Origin of the sequence: Pseudomonas sp. NPDC087029 (assembly GCF_044745345.1) — a bacterium.
Classification (GTDB): domain Bacteria; phylum Pseudomonadota; class Gammaproteobacteria; order Pseudomonadales; family Pseudomonadaceae; genus Aquipseudomonas; species Aquipseudomonas faucium.
Map to the genome: position 1 here is coordinate 80,289 of NZ_JBIVAB010000013.1, position 17,824 is coordinate 98,112.

Here is a 17,824-nt window from a genome sequence, read left to right on the forward strand (position 1 = left end):
GGCCATTTGCATGAATTCTGTTCATGTTCAGGCGCAAGCACCCAGGACGACCAGGCATATCGTGATAGCTTTCAAGAACCAGGACTTACGGCACATGGTGCATCGCCTTATGGTTGCCGCTTTCGCCTTGCTGACCAGCAGCATGGCGTTCGCGCAGCCCCCCCAATCGAGCCCGGCAATTTCCTACACCCGGGATATCCAGCCGATCTTCACCGAGAAGTGCGTGGCTTGCCACGCGTGCAACGACGCCGCCTGCCAGCTCAAGCTGGAAAGCCCCGAAGGGGCGGTGCGCGGCGCCACCAAGGTACCGGTGTACCAGGGTGACCGGAGCAAGGCGGTGCCCACCACGCGGCTGTTCTACGACGCCCACAGCGAACAGGAGTGGCGCAAGAAAGGCTTCTATTCGGTGCTCGACAACCAGGGCAGCCAGGCCGCGCTGATGGCGCGCATGCTCGAGCTGGGGCACAAGACGCCGATCACCCCCAATGCCAAGCTGCCCGATGACATCGTCCTGGGCCTGAACCGCACCAACATGTGCCCGTTGCCCCACGAGTTCGACGCCTACGCCGGCGCCCACCCGCAAGAGGGCATGCCGCTGGCCGTGACCGGCCTGACCGACAAGGAATACGACACCATGCGCCGCTGGCTGGCCGCCGGTGCCCCGGTGGAGTACCAGCCGATCAAGCCCAGCGACGCCGAAGCCCGGCAGATTGCCGACTGGGAAGAGCTGCTCAACCGCCCGGGCTCGACCGAAGCCCTGGTCGGCCGCTGGTTGTACGAGCACCTGTTCCTGGCGCACATCTACTTCGTCGGCGGCGAGCAGGGCCACTTCTTCCAGTGGGTGCGCTCGCGCACGCCAAGCGGCCAGCCGGTCGACCTGATCGCCACGCGGCGCCCCAACGACCCACCCGGCACCGATTTCTACTATCGGTTGATTCCGGTGCAGGGCGTGATCGTGCACAAGACCCACATCACCTACCCCATGGGGCCGCAGAAGCTCAAGCGGGTGAAGCAGCTGTTCTATGCCGGCGACTGGCATGCCACGGCACTGCCGGGCTATGGCCCGCGCCACCGGGCCAACCCGTTCGAGACCTTCGAGGCGATCCCGGCGGTGGCGCGTTACCAGTTCATGCTCGACAACGCCGAGTACTTCGTGCGCACCTTCATCCGCGGCCCGGTGTGCCGCGGGCAGATCGCCACCGACGTGATCCGCGACAACTTCTGGGCGCTGTTCCAGGAGCCGGCCCACGACCGCTACATCACCGACGCCAAGTACCGGGGCGAGGCCACGCCGCTGCTGGCGATGCCAGGCCAGATCGACGACGTGGGCAGCGTACTGTCGCTGTGGCATGCCTACCGCGACAAACGCAACGACTATGAAAAGCTGCGCCGCGAAGCCTACGCCGAAATGCCGGCACCGGGCTGGGCCACGCTGTGGGCCGGCAACGACAACGCCTTGCTGAGCATCTTCCGCCACTTCGACAGCGCCTCGGTGACCAAGGGCCTGATCGGCGACGTGCCGCTGACCGTGTGGCTGTTCGACTACCCGCTGTTCGAGCGCACCTATTACCAGCTGGCGGTCAACTTCGATGTGTTCGGCAACGTCTCGCACCAGTTGCAGACGCGCCTGTACTTCGACCTGATCCGCAACGGCGCCGAGGTCAACTTCCTGCGCCTGATGCCGGCCGGCCAGCGCGGGGCGATCCTCAGCAACTGGTACCAGAACAGCGGCAAGGTGAAGATGTGGCTCGACTACGAAGACATCGACACCGACACCCCGACCGGCATCGCGCTCGACCCGCGCGACCCCAAGCGCGACTTCGGCCTCAAGCTGCTACAGCGCACCGGCAGCCTCAATGCCGCGCCTGACCCGATCAACCGCTGCCAGGGCGCCTACTGCTCGCGGCCGCAGGTCAGCGAAGAGTTCCGCAATGCCGAGCAGTCGCTCAGCCGCCTGGTGTCGCGCCCGGCCGCGGGCCTTAAGGTGATCAACCAGCTGCCCGAGGCGACCATGCTGCGCATCGAAGGCGAGGGCGGCCAGCGCCAGGTCTACAGCCTGTTGCGCAACCGCGCGCACAGCAACGTGGCGTTCCTGCTCGGCGAAGCCTCGCGCTACCAGCCGGGGCTGGATACCTTGACCCTGTACCCGGGGGTGCTCAGCAGCTACCCGAACTTCATCTTCAACATCCCGACCAAGGATGTGCCGGAGTTCGTCGAAGACATGGAGTACGCCCGCGATGATGCCGCCAAGTTCGAGCGCATCGTCATGCGCTGGGGTGTGCGCCGCAGCCATCCAGAGTTCTGGCGCTACTTCCATGACCTCAACAGCTACATCAAGGAAACCACCCCGGTCGAGGCGGGTGTGCTGGACATGAACCGCTACGAGAACCTCTGATCGGGTTGGCTGACCTTTCCGAAGGCCCTGCGGTCGGAAACGGTGGGTGGCCCAATCGCCGGCAAGCCGGCTCCCACAAGGATCGATGCTGTACCTGAGCTTTGTGGGAGCCGGCTTGCCGGCGAACGAGCGCGACGCGCTCGCCGGGCCTCAATGCACCGGCAATTGCAGGGTATTTCATGCTGTATTCGCTTCAGGCACTGCGGGCGTTCGCCGCCTGGGTGGTGGTCTGCCACCACTTCATGCAGATCTTCTTCGACTTCCACGCCACCGGCCCCATCGGCCAGTTGCTCACCGACCGCGGCGCGGTGGGCGTCGACATCTTCTTCGTCATCAGCGGGCTGGTGATCTACCTCTCGACCCGTGACAAGGCCATCGAACCGCGTCAGTTCCTGCTCAACCGAGCCCTGCGTATCGTCCCTGCCTACTGGTTCTACACCGCGCTGATGGCGGCGCTGCTGTTGGCCTTCAGCCAGTGGATGCCGCATCAGGAATTCGCCTGGCACCATCTGTTGCTGTCGCTGCTGTTCATCCCGGCGGAGAACCCCGGCGGCTATGGCCTGTACCCGACCCTGAACGTGGGCTGGACGCTGAATTTCGAGATGTTCTTCTACCTGCTGTTCGGCCTGGCGTTCCTGGTTCGCCAGCGCCATCACCTGCTGCTGGTGACGTTCGCCTTGCTGCTGGTCAGCGAAGTGCTGGGGCGCCTGGGCGTGCTCAGCCGCTTCTACAACAACGACATCATCTACGAGTTCCTGCTCGGCATCGGCCTGGGTGTGCTGTACCGCCGTGGCCTGATCCGCGAGGGTGTGTGGCTGCCGTTGGCGATACTGAGCCTGGCGGGCTACGCGCTGTATCACCTCGACGCTTCCCAGCGCCTGCTGCACTGGGGCTTGCCCAGCGCGCTGGTGGTGCTGGCGTTCGTCGCCCTGGAGCCGTACTTCCAGGGCAACCGAGTGCTCAAGGCGCTGGGCGACTGCTCGTACTCGGTGTACCTGGTGCACGTGCTGGTGCTGTATGCCGGCTGGTTCGCCAGCCAGCGCCTGCACCTGAACCCCTACCTGGTGTTCGCCCTGTGCGTGCCGTCCATTGGACTAATGTCGTGGTTCAGCTACCAATGGCTGGAACGTGGCCTGTACCGCCGAATGCAGGCCTGGCTGGCGGCGCCACGGGGCCAGAGCCCGGCATTGGCGCTATCCCGAGTCAAATACTAGGACTTTGTTCAAGGGCCAGGTTGGCGTACACTTGGCCGCAAGTCTGTGAGGAACTTCCATGAGCGCTATAACCATTACCGACGCCGCCCATGATTACCTGGCCGATCTGCTTTCCAAGCAGAACACGCCTGGCATCGGCATTCGCATTTTCATCACCCAGCCGGGCACCCAGTACGCCGAAACCTGCATCGCCTACTGCAAGCCGGGCGAAGAGAAGCCCGACGACGAGCCGGTGGGCCTGAAGAGCTTCACCGCCTACCTCGACGCGGTCAGCCTGCCGTTCCTGGAAGATGCACTGGTCGACTACGCCACCGACCGCATGGGTGGCCAGCTGACCATCAAGGCGCCTAACGCCAAGGTGCCGATGGTCAACGAAGACAGCCCGATCAACGAGCGCATCAACTACTACCTGCAGACCGAGATCAACCCGGGCCTGGCCAGCCACGGCGGCCAGGTGAGCCTGGTCGACGTGGTCGACGATGGCATCGCGGTGCTGCAATTCGGTGGCGGTTGCCAGGGCTGCGGCCAGGCCGACGTGACCTTGAAGGAAGGCATCGAGCGCACCCTGCTCGAGCGCATTCCAGAGCTCAAGGGCGTGCGTGACGTGACCGACCACACCCAGAAAGAAAACGCCTACTACTGATAGGGTTTTTTGCGGGTCTCTAGCAACAAACTGTTACGGTTTCAACCCCTGCGACAACAGGCCGCAGCCCGTGTTTAAAGGGCTGCGGGCCATCTTGGCCTTGGTCGGGTAGAAGCCCTCGGGGCGTCATGCAAGAATGCCCCGGTTTTTCGGCCGGCCCGCTTCTGGGGCGGGCACCTTCCCTGTAAAGGATGGTTTCATGAATGATCTGTTGACCCGGCGCGCCGTAGTCGCCGGGATGGGCGTTCTCGGGCTCGGCCTGCTGGCCGGCTGCAGCCCGGCCCGGGGGCTTGATTTCAAGTACGGCAAGAACATGAGCAACGAGATCCTCGGGCGCAAGTTCCGCCTCAAGGACCCCCAGGGCAACGAACGCACCCTGTCGAGCTTCTACGGCAGCATGCCGATGATCTTCTTCGGTTTCACCCAGTGCCCGGCGGTGTGCCCGACGACCCTGGCGCGCGCGGCGCAAATCCGCAAGCTGCTCAGAGGCCGCGACCGCGACCTGTTCCAGGTGGTATTCATCACCCTGGACCCGGAGCGCGACACCCCCGAAGTACTCGATGCCTACGTCAAGGCCTTCGACCCGACGTTCACCGCGCTCACCGGTACCCCCGAGGAAATTGCCGCGGTGGCCAAGGAGTTCAAGGTCTTCTACGAGAAGGTGCCTGCCGGTGACACCTACACCATTTCCCATTCGTCCACCAGCTACGTCTACGACACGCGTGGCACCCTGCGCCTGAGCCTGGGCCATTCCCTGAACGCCCAGGAATGTGCCGAAGACCTGCGTACCCTGATGGAGATCTGCTGAATGTCGATGCAACCAATCAAGCGCGGCCTGGCCGTTCTGGCACTGATGGGCCTGGCCCTGCCGGCCCTGGCCGAAACCACCGTGAGCGATGCCTGGGTGCGTGCCAGCGTGCCGCACCAGCAGTCCACCGGTGCCTTCATGACCCTCACCGCCAGCAGCGACAGCAAGCTGGTGGGCGTGGCTTCGCCCGTGGCCAAGACCGTGCAGGTGCACGAGATGACCATGAACGGTGACGTGATGGGCATGAAGGAAGTGAAGGCCGTCGAGCTGCCGGCGGGCAAGCCGGTGAGCCTGGACCCCAACGGCTACCACGTGATGCTGATGGGCCTTAACCAGCAGGTGAAGGAAGGCGAGAAAGTGCCACTGACCCTGACCATCGAAGATGCCAAGGGCGGGAAGGAAACGTTGAACGTGCAGGCAGAAGTGAAGGCCCTGACCGCCGAGGCCGGCGGGCATGACCACATGCACATGAAGCACTGATTCAACTGATGCACCGGGGGCCGCGCAATGCGGCCCCTGTTCGTTCAGCTACGAAAGCGTGGCAAAGGCCTGTCGAGCGTCAACGAGGTCAAGGTCTTTCGCACCTGGGCTTCGTCGGCCTCCAAGGCCTTGAGGCTTGCGCGGATCTTGCCAGCGGCGGGCACATCGCCCTGCCGGTCAATCCAGTCGGCAATCTCCTTGCAGGCACTGCTCAGGCAGGCTTGGCGCTGGTTCATCAGCGACAGCAGGGTGGTGAGCTCTCTTTCGGACATGGCGGGATCCTCCATTCAGCCCTGTGAGTGTAGCAGAGGATTGGCCGGGCTCTGCTGGCTTTGCCAAGAAGCATCAAGGGCGTGCTCTCAACGCGTAGAAACAACTCGTTACTTATAAACAGCATGTTTAAAGTTTCTGATAGTGCGTTGACTTTGGATGATGCTCGGCAGCTGAAATTAAATCGTTGTAGCGCCTGATTGAACGGTATGACAGTCGAAATATAGAGAGAAATTGTGCGTAGGAATATTCCTACGCGCGGGCCTGTGCCTGCGGTCAGTATCCGGGTTTTTAGAATTTGGGCATTGAGCAAAACCTGAAAATCGTCCTAGATTGATATTGCCCGCACCAACCAAGGGCGATTTCAATAATCTGAAAGGAGTTCTCTTATGAAATCTGCAATCGAACTGTTCCGCACCGATGTAACGGGCGTTACTACCCAAGGTGTGTGCATGTGGTAAGCAAGGGGGCGGCCTAGTGCCGCCCCTCTCTACCTCTTGAAAGGAGCATGGTTTATGGATGATCGTGGCTACCACACCCTTTGGGATATAACCGGTGCCAGCGCAAAGTTGCTGACCAACGATAAGACATTGCATCGCTTTTTTCTGACTGTATTGCAGGCATCCGGGTTCACCGTCATCAGCGATATGATCCACAAGTTTTCTTCAGGCGGGGAGGGTGTGACGGGGATCTTTCTATTGTCGGAGTCGCACCTTTCCTACCATACCTACCCCGAGCGTGGGTATATCAGTATCGATGTCTACACCTGCGGCAAAGGCAACCACTCGATCAATGAACGGATTGCAGCGTTTTTTGGTGAGGACGTCCAGGTCAACAGAAGGACGCTGTTGCGCGGCAGTGTGGTGACTGGCTTGTCGGGGGGGCGATATGCGACTGCTCGATAAAGGCCTGGTAAAGTTCGATTATCAATTTCCGCTCTATAACTTCTTCTTCCCGGCTCAGACGCACAACTGCTATGCGCCCGACAAAAGTCAATTTTCAGAAATCATGGCCGGCGCCAATCAATCGGCACGTTCGCGTGCCTTGTATTTTCATGTGCCCTTTTGCGAAGCCATCTGCTCGTTCTGCCCTTTCACGCGGGGGCTGTACAAGAGTGCCGACGAGATTGACCGGTATACGCAGGCGCTGATCCGGGAGATCGAATACAAGGCGCAGATGATCGATTTGAAAGCGGTACCCGTCAGGGCAATATTTTTTGGCGGCGGCACCCCTTCGCTGTTGTCGCCGCGCAATATCCAGGACATTGGCGAGGCATTGCATCGTCACTTCGACATGAGCGAAGTCAAGGAGTTTTCATTCGAATTCAATGTCACCAGTGTCACCGAAGCGCGTGCGCGGGCGCTGGCCGATATCGGGGTGACCCATGCGCGCTTTGGTCTGCAAACGGTAGACAGCGAATGGCGCCAGCTATTTAACCTCGACCCCGACATTGGCAAGATCGAGCGTGCCGTTGAACAGTTGCGCGCCCATTTCGGCCATGTGCTGTGTGACATTCTCTACGGCATGAACGGCAGCAACGAACAACAGACACTCGCCGACATCGACAAGGCCGTCGCCATGGGTGTCAGCAATGTCGATATCTACCCCATCAACAATGCCGCCACCTCCGTCAAGTTGCACAAGCAGATCAGGGCACGCTCCACGCAGGTAATGCCCGCCATGCGCAAGCTCAACATGAAGTTCATGCTCGATGCGCACCTGCGCCAATATGGTTATGTGCCGTACAACGGCCATGGCTATGTGCACAGGCCCGCACAGGCCGGTGAACTGTTCAGCGATGATTACGCGTTCATTTATCACGAACATGTCTACGGCTATGCCGATCACGACCTATTGGGCTTTGGTGTAGGCGCTATCTCTTCGGTGGCAGGGCACGTCATTACCAATGTCTCCCTGCGTGAAAAATATACCCAACGCATGACGGCAGGCGAGCACCTGTGCCAGGTCAGCCGGCACGACCCGGTGCTGGATGTGGTCAAGCCCCTTGTACTGCGCCTGGCCTACCACGGTTCGGTCGACAAGCGGCTGGTCGAGCTGGGCCGTGTGCCCAAGGCGCTGATGCAGCGGCTCGATGCATTGGTCCAGTCCGGCCTGGTGGTGGAGGACAACCATTACTACCGGCTGACCCGGCTTGGTTGGCTTTGGTACAGCAACATCATGTTCTACCTGATGCCTGCGAGCGAACAGGACATTCTCCGAAAGCTGGTGTTCGAACGGCTCGATGTCCCTGGGCGGGACATCACGGAACATGAATTGATTTATGCCGCTGGCTGAGGAAAGCATGAAATATGCAGGCGTTGAGTCTTAACAGCGGCACACGTTCCCTGACGTTGGGCTACTGCTTTTCCAAATGTGGTGAGTTTGCCTTCGAAGCGGCCTTTGCCGTGGCAATCGTGTCCATGACCGATGCGGATCTGCTGTTGATTGGCATTGCCTATTTTTTCCGCTACTTGCCGAGCATGGTGTTTTCGCCCTTGGGGGGGTGGCTTGCGGATAACGCCGACAAGAAACGCACACTGTTTCTGGTAGAGGCCGCCAAAGGCATCCTGGCACTTGCCTTCTTCATGGCGTTCAGCTTGTTCGCGCCAGTACTGCCCGTGCTGATTGGCCTGGCGATGGTCATGACCGCGCTCGAGTGTTTGTATGTGCCGACGTTTCGCGCGTACTTTCCCGACCTTGTCGAAAAGGACCAGCTGGCCTCGGTCAACAGCGGAATCCAGGTGATCGAGGATGCTGCCTCGATTATCGGCCCGCTGGTTTTCTCGGTGTGCGTGTTGCTGCTGTCTCGCGATGCAACGTTCCTGTTCTTTGCCATATGCCTGGTGTTGTCGGCCATTTCCATCGCAACGTTGGGGCCTGCCAGGCAAGGCGCCCGACAGGCATTCGAAGGCCGCGCCATCATCCGCGATGCGGCGCGCAGTGTTGGCCAGCTCAGGGCCAGCAATGCGCCGTTGTTTGCTGTCATCGGCTGCACCACGCTCTGTGCGATGTTCGCGACGTCGGTGATTCGCTTCATTCTTCCGGCTTCGGTGCTGGAGCACTTTGCCTCTGAAGCGGCGGTCGGTTACGTGTTCTCACTGTTGGCGGCAGGCACCGTATTGGGTGGCGTGCTCTACACACGCTTCAACCCGCGCACAACTGCGCGCCTGGTGCTGCGTTACTGGGTGCTGTACGGCGCACTGTTCTTTGCGGCTGCAGTGGCGCTGCAATTCAACAGCTGGCTGTTTCTGCTGGTGCTGTTTCTGGTCGGCTTCATTGGTGCATTCGTCGATATCGCCATCGTCACCAACATCCAATGCTTGTCGAGCGAGCATGAAGTTGGCCGCAACTTTTCCCTCTATTACTTCACGGCCGTCATTGGTGACGCCGTTTCAGGGTTGGTTGCCAGCCTGGTCTTCGTACTTGCGGGCCCGGCAACGTTCATCTGGATGACGCTCATGCTGTTCATCGCGCCCGTGCGCTGGAACCTCAAAGGAACTGCCCATGACACCGACCATCCTCTATAGCGCGGGGCTGCCCATGGCTGCATGGGAGGGCATGCAGGCGAGCGTTTTCAATTCGTCAGCCAACCTCGCGCTCGCTTGCGTTTTGCTATTGAGGCCTGAAGATGCGCTGCAACCCGCAGTGCGTGAAGCGGTGGAGCGTTGGGGCCTGCCGCTGTTCATCGCCTCGGAACATCGGCATAGCCCGCTAGAGGCAGGCGATGAGCAGCGAGTGGACATACCCTTGTCGGCACACGACAGGGCTCGGTTGATGGCTGCCGCGCTCGCTTTCGAACACCAGGCGCTGCCCCCTTTCACACGCACGGTTGCGTCTTTCGTCGGCAAGCGCCGGCCTACCTTCGCCTGCCCTGGGCACCAAGGTGGCGCGTGTTTGCAGCAGCACCCTGCCGGGGCGCGTTTCATGAGCTTGCTGGGGCAGGGCGTGTTCCAGGTGGATGTGCCCCATGCCGCGCCCGAGCTGGGTGATGTGCTGAGCCATGAAGGCCCGGTGCTGGAGGCGGAGCAACTGGCCGCAAGGGTGTTTGGTGCCGACGAGACGTGGTTCGTGCTCAATGGCACGTCCACCGCCAACAAGGTGGTTGCCAGCGCGCTGCTGGCGGCCGGCGACCTGGTTTTGCTGGATCGCAACAGCCACAAGTCGGTATTTCTTGGCGCCTTGGTGCAGTGCGGCGCCTTGCCGGTGTACCTGGACAATGTGCGCGATGAGCGTGGGTTGCTGGGCGGCTATCGCGTCGGTGCCCTGGATGAAGCCCATCTGCGCAGCTGGGCGGGGCAGGTTTGTGAGCGCCGGGCGCGTGAGCCCAGGCCCTTTCGCCTGGCGGTGATCCAGCAGGCAACGTGCGATGGGGTGGTGGTCGATGCGTCAGCCTTGTTGGCGCGCATCGGCCATCTGTGTGATTACGTGCTGTTCGATGGCGCCTGGGCGGGGTATGAGCCTTTTGTGCCGGCGCTGGCCGGGTTATCGCCGCTGAATGTGCAACTGACGGACGCCTCGCCGGGCATTGTCGTGACCCAGTCGGTGCACAAGCAGATGTCCGGCCTCTCGCAAACCTCGCAGATTCACAAGAAGGACCGGCATATCAGCCACCTGCGCCGCTACTGCAGCTGGCCGGTGTTCAACGCCGCCTTCATGCAGCACGCCTCGACCAGCCCTTCCTATCCGCTGTTCATGTCGCTGGAAGTGAATGCGGCCATGCTCGCCGAGGGTGAGGGCGAGCGCCACTGGCGCCAGGCGTTGGCGGCTGCGCAGTGGTTGCGCGAGCAGGTGGCGCGCCGCTGTCGCTTGATCCGGCCGCTGATGCCGACCGTCTCGAATGCCTCGAGCCAGTATCAGCCACAAGGTGCCTTGGCGATCGAGCCTGGCCTGCACCATGTCGACCCGTGCAAAGTCATTTTCCTCACCCGCGGGCCGCTGGATATCCCGGCCTGCCTGCTCACCCGCTACCTGCAGGACTGCGAGTTCACGCCGGAAAAAACCGACTTCTACACCTTCACCCTGCTGATGACGCCCTCCAGTGACAGTGCCGCGTTGAGCCGGCTGGTGGACGCGCTCGAAGCGTTCGAAGCGCATTGGCACACGGGGACTGCGGCGCTGCAGGTGCTGCCTTCGTTGCGTGGAGCTGCAGCTACTTACGAGGGGCTGTCCATTGCTGAGCTGGGCGAGCGCATCAATGCGCTTTATCGCACGCATCAGGTTGAGCAGCGGCAAAGCGAGATTTTCAGCGCAATCGGGGCGGCGCAGTGCGATCGCTCGCCTTACCAGGCCAACCAGCAGTTCGTGCGTGGCGAGGCCCGCTTGCGCTGTGTGAAGGAGGTGCTGGGCCAAGTGGCGGCCGAGGGGGTGATCCCGTACCCACCCGGGATCATGTGCATCGCCCCCGGCGAGCGCTGGACGGCTGCGTTGGTCGACTATCTGCAAGCCGTCGAGGCGTTGGCCGCGCAGTACTGCGAGTTCGCCCCGCATATCCAGGGTGTCCATGAAGTGCGCAATGCCGATGGCTCTGCCTCTCTCGGGGTATTCGTGCTTGACTGAACACCCTCAGCGGCCTGGCGGTGCGCGCAAGTTCATTCACGTCGACATGGACTGCTATTTTGTCGCCGTCGAGCTCCTGGATGCGCCCTGGTTGCGCGATCGGCCGGTCGCTGTGGGCGGCACGGCGCTGGAGCGGGGCGTGATCAGTACCTCCAACTACATTGCCAGGGCGTTTGGCGTCAGAAGCGGCATGGCAACCGCCACCGCGCAGCGCCTGTGCCCGGACCTGGTGCTGTTGCCGGTGCGCTTCGAACGTTACGAGGCAGTCACTGGCAGGCTGGAGGAAATTTTCCGGCGCTTTACGCCGACCGTGGAGTTTCTTTCGCTGGATGAAGCCACGCTGGAGGTCACAGGCCAGCCGCACTGCAACGGTTCGGCAACGCACATGGCCAGCCGCATCCGGGCAACGATCGAGCGTGAGCTGCAGTTGACGGCTTCGGCGGGCATCGCACCTTTGAAGTACCTGGCGAAGATGGCCTCTGAAGTGAACAAGCCCAATGGCCAGTTCGTGGTTGCACCGGATCAGGTACAGGCCTTTCTTGCGAACCTGGACATTCGCAAGATCCCCGGGGTGGGGCCCAAGACCTGGGCTGTGCTGCAGGCCATGGGGTGCGTCAAATGCGCTGATGTCACCGAGCAGATGATCCCTGCGCTGCTGCGCCAGCTCGGGGCGCATGGTTTCTATGTGTGGGAGCGTTGCCGCGGGCAGGAGGGCTACGAAGGCAAGGCGGGCGGTGTGCAGTCACTGGGCGTCGAGCATACCTTGCCCAGCGACTGCCATGACTTTGCGCGCTGCGCCAGCGAACTGGATGGACTGCTGGCGGCCCTGGCGCTGCGCATGGAGGCGCTTGGCGATGGGCCGCCGATTGTCAGGAACCAGGTCAAACTGAAGTTTGCCGATTTCACCATGGCCAGTGCCGAGGCGGGCGCCCTGGCATTGGAGCCGCAGGTGGTGCATGGCCTGTGCCGCATGCTTTGGAATACCAAGCGGCAGGGGCGAGCCGTGCGCCTGGTCGGTATTGCCGTCAAGATCCGCAGAAACCTGCCGGACCCATTGCAACTTGAGTTGGGATTGTGAGCAGCCGGGCAGGCAACGCTGCGTCGACGCATGCTTTGCGATAGGCCCCCGGTGTCACCCCGTAGGCCTGCTTGAACTGCCGGCTCAAATGGCTCTGGTCGGCAAACCCTAGCGCGAACGCCACCTCAGAGGCTGCCTGGCCCCTTTTCAACAGATCACGGGCGTGGGTGAGGCGCCGCTGTTTCAACCAGGCGTGCGGCGGCAACCCGGTGGCCTGGCGGAACACGCGGGCAAAATGGAAGGGCGACAAGTTGACCGCCGCCGCCAGCGCTTCCAGCGAAGGTGGGTCGGCCAGTTGGCTTTCCAGCAGCTCGCGGGCGCGGGCCACGGCCACGGGCTCGTTGCCGGGGGCCGTGGGTTCGGGGCAATGGCCGTGGCGCTGCACCAGCGCCAGCACCGCCTGGCGCCAGGCGGTCTGTTGTTCGAGGGCGCTGGCGCCCAGCTCGGACAAGCGGTGCAGCTGGCTGAAGGCCGAGGCCAGCGCAGGGTCCTGGATCACGCTTTCGCGAAAGCGCGGCATGCCGTGGCGGCCCAGTTCCAGCTCGTCAAGCACGCCGGTGACCCGTTCATGCTCGGGGTAGAAGCCGCGGTAGCGCCAACCGGCCTCGTGGGCGGTGGCGCCGGTGTGCAGTTCGTCGGGGTTGATCAGCACCATGCTGCCGACCGGCGCCAGGTGCTCGCTGCCGCGGTGCCAGAAGCTCTGGGCGCCGGACTCGATCACGGTGAACACGTAGCCTTCATGCACATGGGGCGCGAAGCGCTGCTGGATGTAGCGCGCGTGCAGCATCTCGACATCGCCCAGGGCGGGCGCCTGCCAGAGGTGGGCTTGTTCGCGCAGGGGCCTGGTCATGCCAGCCAGCTGCGCAGCAGGAAGAAGATCAACATGCTCACCAGCATGCTCAGCAACACGCTGCGGGTCAACAGCACCAGGGCGATGGCGACCAGCGCGCCGAGCAGGTAAGGGTTGAGCGGGCTCAGGTCGAGCTGGTGGCCGGGCAGGAAGATGATCGGCCCGCAGATGGCGGTGAGCATGCCGGGCACGGCGAAGCCGAGGAACTGGCGTGCATTGGAGCTCAGGCGCAGCGGCAGGCGTGGCTCGAGAAAGGCATAGCGGTTGAGAAACACCACGGCGCCCATGGCGAAAATCAGTAGCCAGGTCATGCGCGTGCTCCCGAAAACTTCTGGCAGATGAAACCGGCGGCCATGCCCAGCAGGCCGGCAGCCACCAGCGCGGTCTCCCAGTGCCAGTGGCTGAACAGCACCGAGCAGAACAGCGACACCGCCACGCACACCACGGTGGCGAGGTTGCGCACCAGTGGCGCAATCAGCGCGACGAAGGTGGCGACGATGGAAAAGTCCAGGCCCAGCTGGTCAAGGTGCGGGATGTTCTGGCCCAGCACGATGCCGGCCAGGGTGAACAGGTTCCAGGCCACGTAGAAGGTCAGGCCGACGCCAAGCGCGTACCAGCGGTTGAACTGCTGCTGGTCGTAGTGGCTGGTGAGGGCGAAGAATTCGTCGGTGAGCAGAAAGCCCAGCCCCAGCCGCCAGCGCAAAGGCTGGCTGGAAAGCACCGGGCGCATCGACAGCCCATACAGCAGGTGCTGCGAGGTCAGCAGCAGGGTGGTCAAAAGGATCGACAGCAGGTTGGCGCCGCCCTTGAGCATGCCGATGGCCACCAGCTGCGCCGCGCCGGCGAAGACGATCGCCGACAGGCCCTGGCCTTCCCAGGCGCTGAGGTTGGCTTCGATGGCCATGGAGCCGGCCAGCAGGCCCCAGGGGGCGACGGCAAGTGACAGCGGAAGGATGGCGATGGCGCCGTGGAGGAAAGCTTGGCGGGCGATGGGCGGATGGTTGGGCATGATGGCTGCGACACGGTTACACGGTAGAGCAGCTTGCCAGAGTGCAGCGCGGCTGGCTTGAACGATCTTGCTGGTTTGCCTGAGGCAGGCGCCGCAGGCTCAGCGGTGGCTGGTCAGGCGCTGCTGGGCGGCAACGCAGCCGTTGATGTCCACGGCCTTCTGCAGCAGGGCCTGGCGATGCAGTGGGTCGAGGTCGCCGAGCAGCCGGTACACCTCGGCCTGGTAATCCCGTTGCCGGCCCCACTGCATTTCCAGCCCCTGCGGCTGGCTGCGGCTGCAAGCCAGGCGGGTGGCCGGTTGCGGGTAATAGGCGGCATACAGGGTGGCCATGCTCGGCACCGCTTCGAGCGCTTCGCGGTAGGCGCTGCTGACGTTGTACGGCGGGCACCAGCTGGCGATCGCCGTTGCCGGCGGGGCAAAGCCCTGCTGCAGGCTCGCTTCGAGCAAGGGGCAGGCGGCATCGGCGATCTGCGCAGCGGGCAGGTAGGTCGTGTAGTACAGCGCCAGGCGGTACTGCGCCACGGGGTGGCCGAGTTCCACCGACTTTTCCAGCAAGGCCACCGCGGTTGGCAGGGTACGGGCCAGGGCCTGGCCCTGGCGATTGAGCTCCGGGTCGCCGCCTACGGCGGTGCGCAGAGGGCTGGCGCTGTCGTCCGGGTGGTCGGCTTGCTCCAGCAGCGGCAGGGCCTGGCGGTAGAGCAGGTCGGCATGCGGGTCGATGCGCACATCGAGCGCAAGCGATGCCTGCGGCACCAGTGTGATGAGCAGCGCAGCCAGGTACGGGGGGATGGCTCGGGTGTTCATGACAATTGCAGCTGCGCCTCGGGCGTATCGGAACGACGCCGTATTCTAGCCAAGCCTGTGGCCAGACCGAAAGCGCGGCGTGCAATTGTCAGACAAGCTTGATCGGCGTGACCTTGCGCTGGGCGTGTTTTTCCTGGGCCAGGCCAAGCTTGGCGGTGATTACCTTGGCCAGCGCATTGTTGCCCAGGTCGTTCAGGTGCAGGCGGTCGATGAACAGGTCGGCGCCGAACACCGGCGAGCTGCTGAGCATGCTGTTCATGTCGTAGCACGGCACCGGGTCGGCCTGGCTCTTGATGCGGCGGAAGAAGGCCATGTGCAGCTGGCTGTCGAAGGTGCCCTGCAGCAGGCGATCGAAATTGCTGGGTTGCCGGTCCAGGGCCGCGAGCATGGCGACTTCCCCGGCCGGCAGGGCCTCGCGGCACCAGGGCAGCAAGGGTTGCAGGATGAAGGTGAGGGTGGCGTGGCTGTCAGCCAGCATCCGCTCCCATTGGCGCAGGGTGCGGCCGATGCTGTCGGCGGCGCGTGCCAGGCGCTTCTCTGGCGCGCACAGCGGCCAGTCTGCCAGGGGCTCCGGCCGGCGCGGGGCGAGTGCCTGGGCAAGGCGCTGCAACCACGACGCTTGGCGCGCTGCGCCCTGGGCCGGCATGCCTTCGTTGAAGCTGTTCAGGTAGGCCTGATGGGCTTTGGCGTACTGTGCAGCGTGCGGGCCGGCCAGCACCTCGCCGAGGGCTTCGTGGGCCAGGCTGTTGAGCCCGCTGAGCAGCACCACGTGGCCAATTTCGCCCAGGCGGTGCTGGTGGGTGAGAAACAGCAGCAGCTCCTGGCTGGCATTGAGCCCGCAGCCGGCGAGGTTCAGCCACACCTCGCCAGTCAGCATCGACAGGTGCGAGGCCACCGTGTGTTCATCGCTGCTGGCACCGATGCCCATGGCCGTGGAGCCACCCACCAGCAGGTTGATGCGCCCGGCACCGCCGCGCTCGGCGGCCGAGAAGCGCTTGCCGGCGCAATGGCTGTAGCGCAGCCCCAGCGCATCGGTGTTGATGGTGCCGGAGCGGTAGCCGCGCTCATGAACGTGCAAGGTTTGCGGGGCGCGGCGGCTGCCCAGTTGCAGGAAGCGCTGGTAATCCTGCTGCAGCGGCGAGGGCAGGCCCTGGCCGCGTGCGGCGGTATCGAGGGTGGTCATGGGCGCTCCCGTTTCACTGGCCGGTTCAGCCCGCCAGTGCCTTGAGGTTGTAGGCCAGGCCACCGGCGGCGATCAGCAGCAGGGCAACGCCCGAGGCCAGGGAAATGATGCGGTTGCTGCGTGGCGAGCTGATCTTGCCGATGGCGAAGATGTACAGGCTGAGCACGGCGAAATCGATGAACACCCACAGCAGCGACAGCACCACCATGCTCTTGCCGAACGATTCGGTGATCTGGATGAACTGCGGGAAGAAGGCGATGAAGAAGATGATGTCCTTGGGGTTGGAGATCCCCACCATGAAGCCTTGCCAGAGGCCGCCGCGGCCGGCCTTGGGCGCGGGCTCGGCGGTTTCGCTGGCGGCCGGCGCCTGCAGGCATTCGCGCAAGGTGCCCACGGCGATGTAGCCGATGAACAGGCAACCGAGCAGGCTCATGCCGCTGAGCCAGGCCTTGTCGATGGCCGCGCTGGTGAGGATGACCCAGGCGGCGGCACCGATCAGCACCAACGACGCCCAGTTGGTGCCGACGGCGGTGAAAATGGCCTTGCGCGAGCCGGAAGCGGCGGCGGTGTTGACGATCAGTGCCACCACCGGGCCCGGGGTGGCGATCAGCAGCAGGACAGTCAGTGCGTAGGTGAGGGTGAGTGCGGTATTCACGGTCAGTTCTCGATCAGTGTGTCAGGTGTGGCGTGGGCGTGGGCATGAAAGGGGCAGCGCGAGGGCTTGAGCGAGCCTGCTTCCTGCAGTTGGTATTGCTTCCATTCGAAGTTGTCGTCGTCGCCGAAGAAGCCCAGGCTGTCCGGCATGACGCCGTCGTTGTAGTGGCGCACGCGGTCGCGAATGCGCGCACGGATGCGCTGGCCGCTTTCGGTGCCGGCGTTGGCCACCTCGTCGAAGTTTTCCCGCGGGTTGATGACGAAGGTGATGTGCTTGCCCAGATTGCGGCTTTTCATCTGCCGGTGGCCGGGGAAGTTCATGTTGATGAACAGCGGCATGCCGGCGTAGCAGAATGACCAGCCGTTGTCGTCCGGGTCGGTGGGAATCGACGGTGGCCAGGGCTGCGGGTCGCGCGCGTGCACGCCGCGCAGCACCTTCCAGGCCAGTGCCTGTTGTTCGGCAAGGGTGATGTCGCTGGGGGTTTCGAGAAACACCACCAGCGGGCTGCCGATGCGTTGCTTGACCGGTACCGGGGCGATGTGGCGCACGTAGTCGGCCAGGCCCTGGGCAATGTCGTCGGCCAGTTGCTCGGCGCGGGCGAAGAGGATGTGGCAGGTGGCGCCATTGACCGCCTTGCGCCCGAACAGGCACGGAAACTCGGGGTTGGCGAGAATGCTGCGAAAGTGTTGTAGTGTCTGGTAAGTCCAGTGATGCGTGTTCCGCTCATGTTCGGCGGTCAGCTCTAGCGCATCCAGGCGTAAGCAATTTCCATAACCCGTAAACATGATATCCCCAGGCGTTTAATTAATAGAAAGTTCCAGTCATATGCAGGCAGGTTGTTGGCTTATCTTTGTTATTTACCTGCATTTTCTGAGACGC

At 63.0% G+C, this 17,824-nt stretch carries 18 protein-coding genes; 10 read left to right on the top strand and 8 right to left on the bottom strand.

Translation table 11 applies throughout. From position 1 onward, the window contains the following. The first annotated feature begins 94 nt into the window (after nucleotides 1-94). From ACIPG5_RS19515 to ACIPG5_RS19535, 5 genes are all read left to right on the top strand, one after another. Nucleotides 95-2,395: a fatty acid cis/trans isomerase gene (locus ACIPG5_RS19515; protein WP_314616045.1), complete on the top strand. Its 2,301-nt coding sequence runs from the start codon at nucleotides 95-97 to the stop codon at nucleotides 2,393-2,395. Nucleotides 2,396-2,574: 179 nt separating this feature from the next. Further along, complete coding sequence (locus ACIPG5_RS19520) at nucleotides 2,575-3,609, top strand: acyltransferase family protein (RefSeq protein WP_401377307.1); 1,035 nt, start codon at nucleotides 2,575-2,577, stop codon at nucleotides 3,607-3,609. 58 nt (nucleotides 3,610-3,667) lie between these two features. Beyond that, complete coding sequence (nfuA, locus tag ACIPG5_RS19525) at nucleotides 3,668-4,252, top strand: Fe-S biogenesis protein NfuA (RefSeq protein ID WP_176516764.1); 585 nt, start codon at nucleotides 3,668-3,670, stop codon at nucleotides 4,250-4,252. Nucleotides 4,253-4,451: 199 nt separating this feature from the next. Further along, on the top strand, nucleotides 4,452-5,060 hold the full coding sequence (locus ACIPG5_RS19530) for an SCO family protein (protein ID WP_176516765.1): 609 nt from the start codon (nucleotides 4,452-4,454) through the stop codon (nucleotides 5,058-5,060). After that, nucleotides 5,061-5,540 (top strand): copper chaperone PCu(A)C, encoded by a 480-nt coding sequence (locus ACIPG5_RS19535; RefSeq protein ID WP_176516766.1) that lies wholly within the window; start codon nucleotides 5,061-5,063, stop codon nucleotides 5,538-5,540. A 44-nt stretch (nucleotides 5,541-5,584) separates the two neighbouring features. Here ACIPG5_RS19535 and ACIPG5_RS19540 read toward each other — a convergent pair whose 3' ends face one another. Further along, a complete protein-coding gene (locus ACIPG5_RS19540; protein ID WP_003250422.1) occupies nucleotides 5,585-5,812 on the bottom strand; it encodes a hypothetical protein in 228 nt (75 codons plus the stop codon). A 513-nt stretch (nucleotides 5,813-6,325) separates the two neighbouring features. Between ACIPG5_RS19540 and speD the strand changes: the two genes are divergently transcribed. The 5 genes from speD to dinB are packed head-to-tail and all read left to right on the top strand — an operon-like array spanning nucleotide 6,326 to nucleotide 12,444. After that, entirely contained in the window at nucleotides 6,326-6,715 is a 390-nt protein-coding gene (gene speD, locus ACIPG5_RS19545; protein WP_176516767.1) for an adenosylmethionine decarboxylase, read from the top strand. Next, the gene (locus ACIPG5_RS19550) at nucleotides 6,699-8,105 is read left to right on the top strand and encodes a coproporphyrinogen-III oxidase family protein (protein ID WP_401377312.1); all 1,407 of its coding nucleotides are present in this window, start codon (nucleotides 6,699-6,701) and stop codon (nucleotides 8,103-8,105) included. The genes speD and ACIPG5_RS19550 overlap by 17 nt, the downstream gene beginning before the upstream one ends. 14 nt (nucleotides 8,106-8,119) lie before the next feature. Beyond that, the gene (locus tag ACIPG5_RS19555) at nucleotides 8,120-9,337 is read left to right on the top strand and encodes an MFS transporter (protein ID WP_401377315.1); all 1,218 of its coding nucleotides are present in this window, start codon (nucleotides 8,120-8,122) and stop codon (nucleotides 9,335-9,337) included. A gap of 31 nt (nucleotides 9,338-9,368) precedes the next feature. Beyond that, a complete protein-coding gene (locus tag ACIPG5_RS19560) occupies nucleotides 9,369-11,366 on the top strand; it encodes an ornithine decarboxylase (protein WP_401377422.1) in 1,998 nt (665 codons plus the stop codon). Continuing rightward, nucleotides 11,359-12,444: a DNA polymerase IV gene (dinB, locus tag ACIPG5_RS19565; RefSeq protein WP_401377318.1), complete on the top strand. Its 1,086-nt coding sequence runs from the start codon at nucleotides 11,359-11,361 to the stop codon at nucleotides 12,442-12,444. Before ACIPG5_RS19560 ends, dinB begins: the two co-directional genes overlap by 8 nt. Here dinB and ACIPG5_RS19570 read toward each other — a convergent pair. From ACIPG5_RS19570 to ACIPG5_RS19600, 7 genes are all read right to left on the bottom strand, one after another. Continuing rightward, nucleotides 12,392-13,294 carry an AraC family transcriptional regulator gene (locus ACIPG5_RS19570; RefSeq protein WP_401377321.1) on the bottom strand — a complete coding sequence of 301 codons (903 nt, stop codon included), beginning with the start codon at nucleotides 13,292-13,294 and terminating at the stop codon, nucleotides 12,392-12,394. The genes dinB and ACIPG5_RS19570 overlap by 53 nt on opposite strands. After that, nucleotides 13,291-13,605: an AzlD domain-containing protein gene (locus tag ACIPG5_RS19575; protein ID WP_176516775.1), complete on the bottom strand. Its 315-nt coding sequence runs from the start codon at nucleotides 13,603-13,605 to the stop codon at nucleotides 13,291-13,293. The genes ACIPG5_RS19570 and ACIPG5_RS19575 overlap by 4 nt, the downstream gene beginning before the upstream one ends. Then, a complete protein-coding gene (locus ACIPG5_RS19580; protein WP_236235668.1) occupies nucleotides 13,602-14,303 on the bottom strand; it encodes an AzlC family ABC transporter permease in 702 nt (233 codons plus the stop codon). The genes ACIPG5_RS19575 and ACIPG5_RS19580 overlap by 4 nt, the downstream gene beginning before the upstream one ends. Before the next feature lie 99 nt (nucleotides 14,304-14,402). Then, complete coding sequence (locus ACIPG5_RS19585; protein ID WP_176516777.1) at nucleotides 14,403-15,107, bottom strand: sel1 repeat family protein; 705 nt, start codon at nucleotides 15,105-15,107, stop codon at nucleotides 14,403-14,405. 88 nt (nucleotides 15,108-15,195) lie between these two features. Beyond that, a complete protein-coding gene (locus ACIPG5_RS19590; RefSeq protein WP_176516778.1) occupies nucleotides 15,196-16,290 on the bottom strand; it encodes a hypothetical protein in 1,095 nt (364 codons plus the stop codon). A gap of 25 nt (nucleotides 16,291-16,315) precedes the next feature. Then, on the bottom strand, nucleotides 16,316-16,945 hold the full coding sequence (locus ACIPG5_RS19595; RefSeq protein ID WP_286912435.1) for a LysE family translocator: 630 nt from the start codon (nucleotides 16,943-16,945) through the stop codon (nucleotides 16,316-16,318). A 2-nt stretch (nucleotides 16,946-16,947) separates the two neighbouring features. Next, the gene (locus ACIPG5_RS19600; protein WP_236235671.1) at nucleotides 16,948-17,730 is read right to left on the bottom strand and encodes a YqcI/YcgG family protein; all 783 of its coding nucleotides are present in this window, start codon (nucleotides 17,728-17,730) and stop codon (nucleotides 16,948-16,950) included. Nucleotides 17,731-17,824 lie beyond the last annotated feature (94 nt).

What these genes read in the sequence shown, in the direction of transcription:
- ACIPG5_RS19515 (WP_314616045.1), top strand. Translation starts at nt 95, where the DNA reads ATGGTGCATCGCCTTATGGTTGCCGCTTTCGCCTTGCTGACCAGCAGC.
- ACIPG5_RS19520 (WP_401377307.1), top strand. Translation starts at nt 2,575, where the DNA reads ATGCTGTATTCGCTTCAGGCACTGCGGGCGTTCGCCGCCTGGGTGGTG.
- nfuA (WP_176516764.1), top strand. Translation starts at nt 3,668, where the DNA reads ATGAGCGCTATAACCATTACCGACGCCGCCCATGATTACCTGGCCGAT.
- ACIPG5_RS19530 (WP_176516765.1), top strand. Translation starts at nt 4,452, where the DNA reads ATGAATGATCTGTTGACCCGGCGCGCCGTAGTCGCCGGGATGGGCGTT.
- ACIPG5_RS19535 (WP_176516766.1), top strand. Translation starts at nt 5,061, where the DNA reads ATGTCGATGCAACCAATCAAGCGCGGCCTGGCCGTTCTGGCACTGATG.
- ACIPG5_RS19540 (WP_003250422.1), bottom strand. Translation starts at nt 5,812, where the DNA reads ATGTCCGAAAGAGAGCTCACCACCCTGCTGTCGCTGATGAACCAGCGC.
- speD (WP_176516767.1), top strand. Translation starts at nt 6,326, where the DNA reads ATGGATGATCGTGGCTACCACACCCTTTGGGATATAACCGGTGCCAGC.
- ACIPG5_RS19550 (WP_401377312.1), top strand. Translation starts at nt 6,699, where the DNA reads ATGCGACTGCTCGATAAAGGCCTGGTAAAGTTCGATTATCAATTTCCG.
- ACIPG5_RS19555 (WP_401377315.1), top strand. Translation starts at nt 8,120, where the DNA reads ATGCAGGCGTTGAGTCTTAACAGCGGCACACGTTCCCTGACGTTGGGC.
- ACIPG5_RS19560 (WP_401377422.1), top strand. Translation starts at nt 9,369, where the DNA reads ATGCAGGCGAGCGTTTTCAATTCGTCAGCCAACCTCGCGCTCGCTTGC.
- ACIPG5_RS19570 (WP_401377321.1), bottom strand. Translation starts at nt 13,294, where the DNA reads ATGACCAGGCCCCTGCGCGAACAAGCCCACCTCTGGCAGGCGCCCGCC.
- ACIPG5_RS19575 (WP_176516775.1), bottom strand. Translation starts at nt 13,605, where the DNA reads ATGACCTGGCTACTGATTTTCGCCATGGGCGCCGTGGTGTTTCTCAAC.
- ACIPG5_RS19580 (WP_236235668.1), bottom strand. Translation starts at nt 14,303, where the DNA reads ATGCCCAACCATCCGCCCATCGCCCGCCAAGCTTTCCTCCACGGCGCC.
- ACIPG5_RS19585 (WP_176516777.1), bottom strand. Translation starts at nt 15,107, where the DNA reads ATGAACACCCGAGCCATCCCCCCGTACCTGGCTGCGCTGCTCATCACA.
- ACIPG5_RS19590 (WP_176516778.1), bottom strand. Translation starts at nt 16,290, where the DNA reads ATGACCACCCTCGATACCGCCGCACGCGGCCAGGGCCTGCCCTCGCCG.
- ACIPG5_RS19600 (WP_236235671.1), bottom strand. Translation starts at nt 17,730, where the DNA reads ATGTTTACGGGTTATGGAAATTGCTTACGCCTGGATGCGCTAGAGCTG.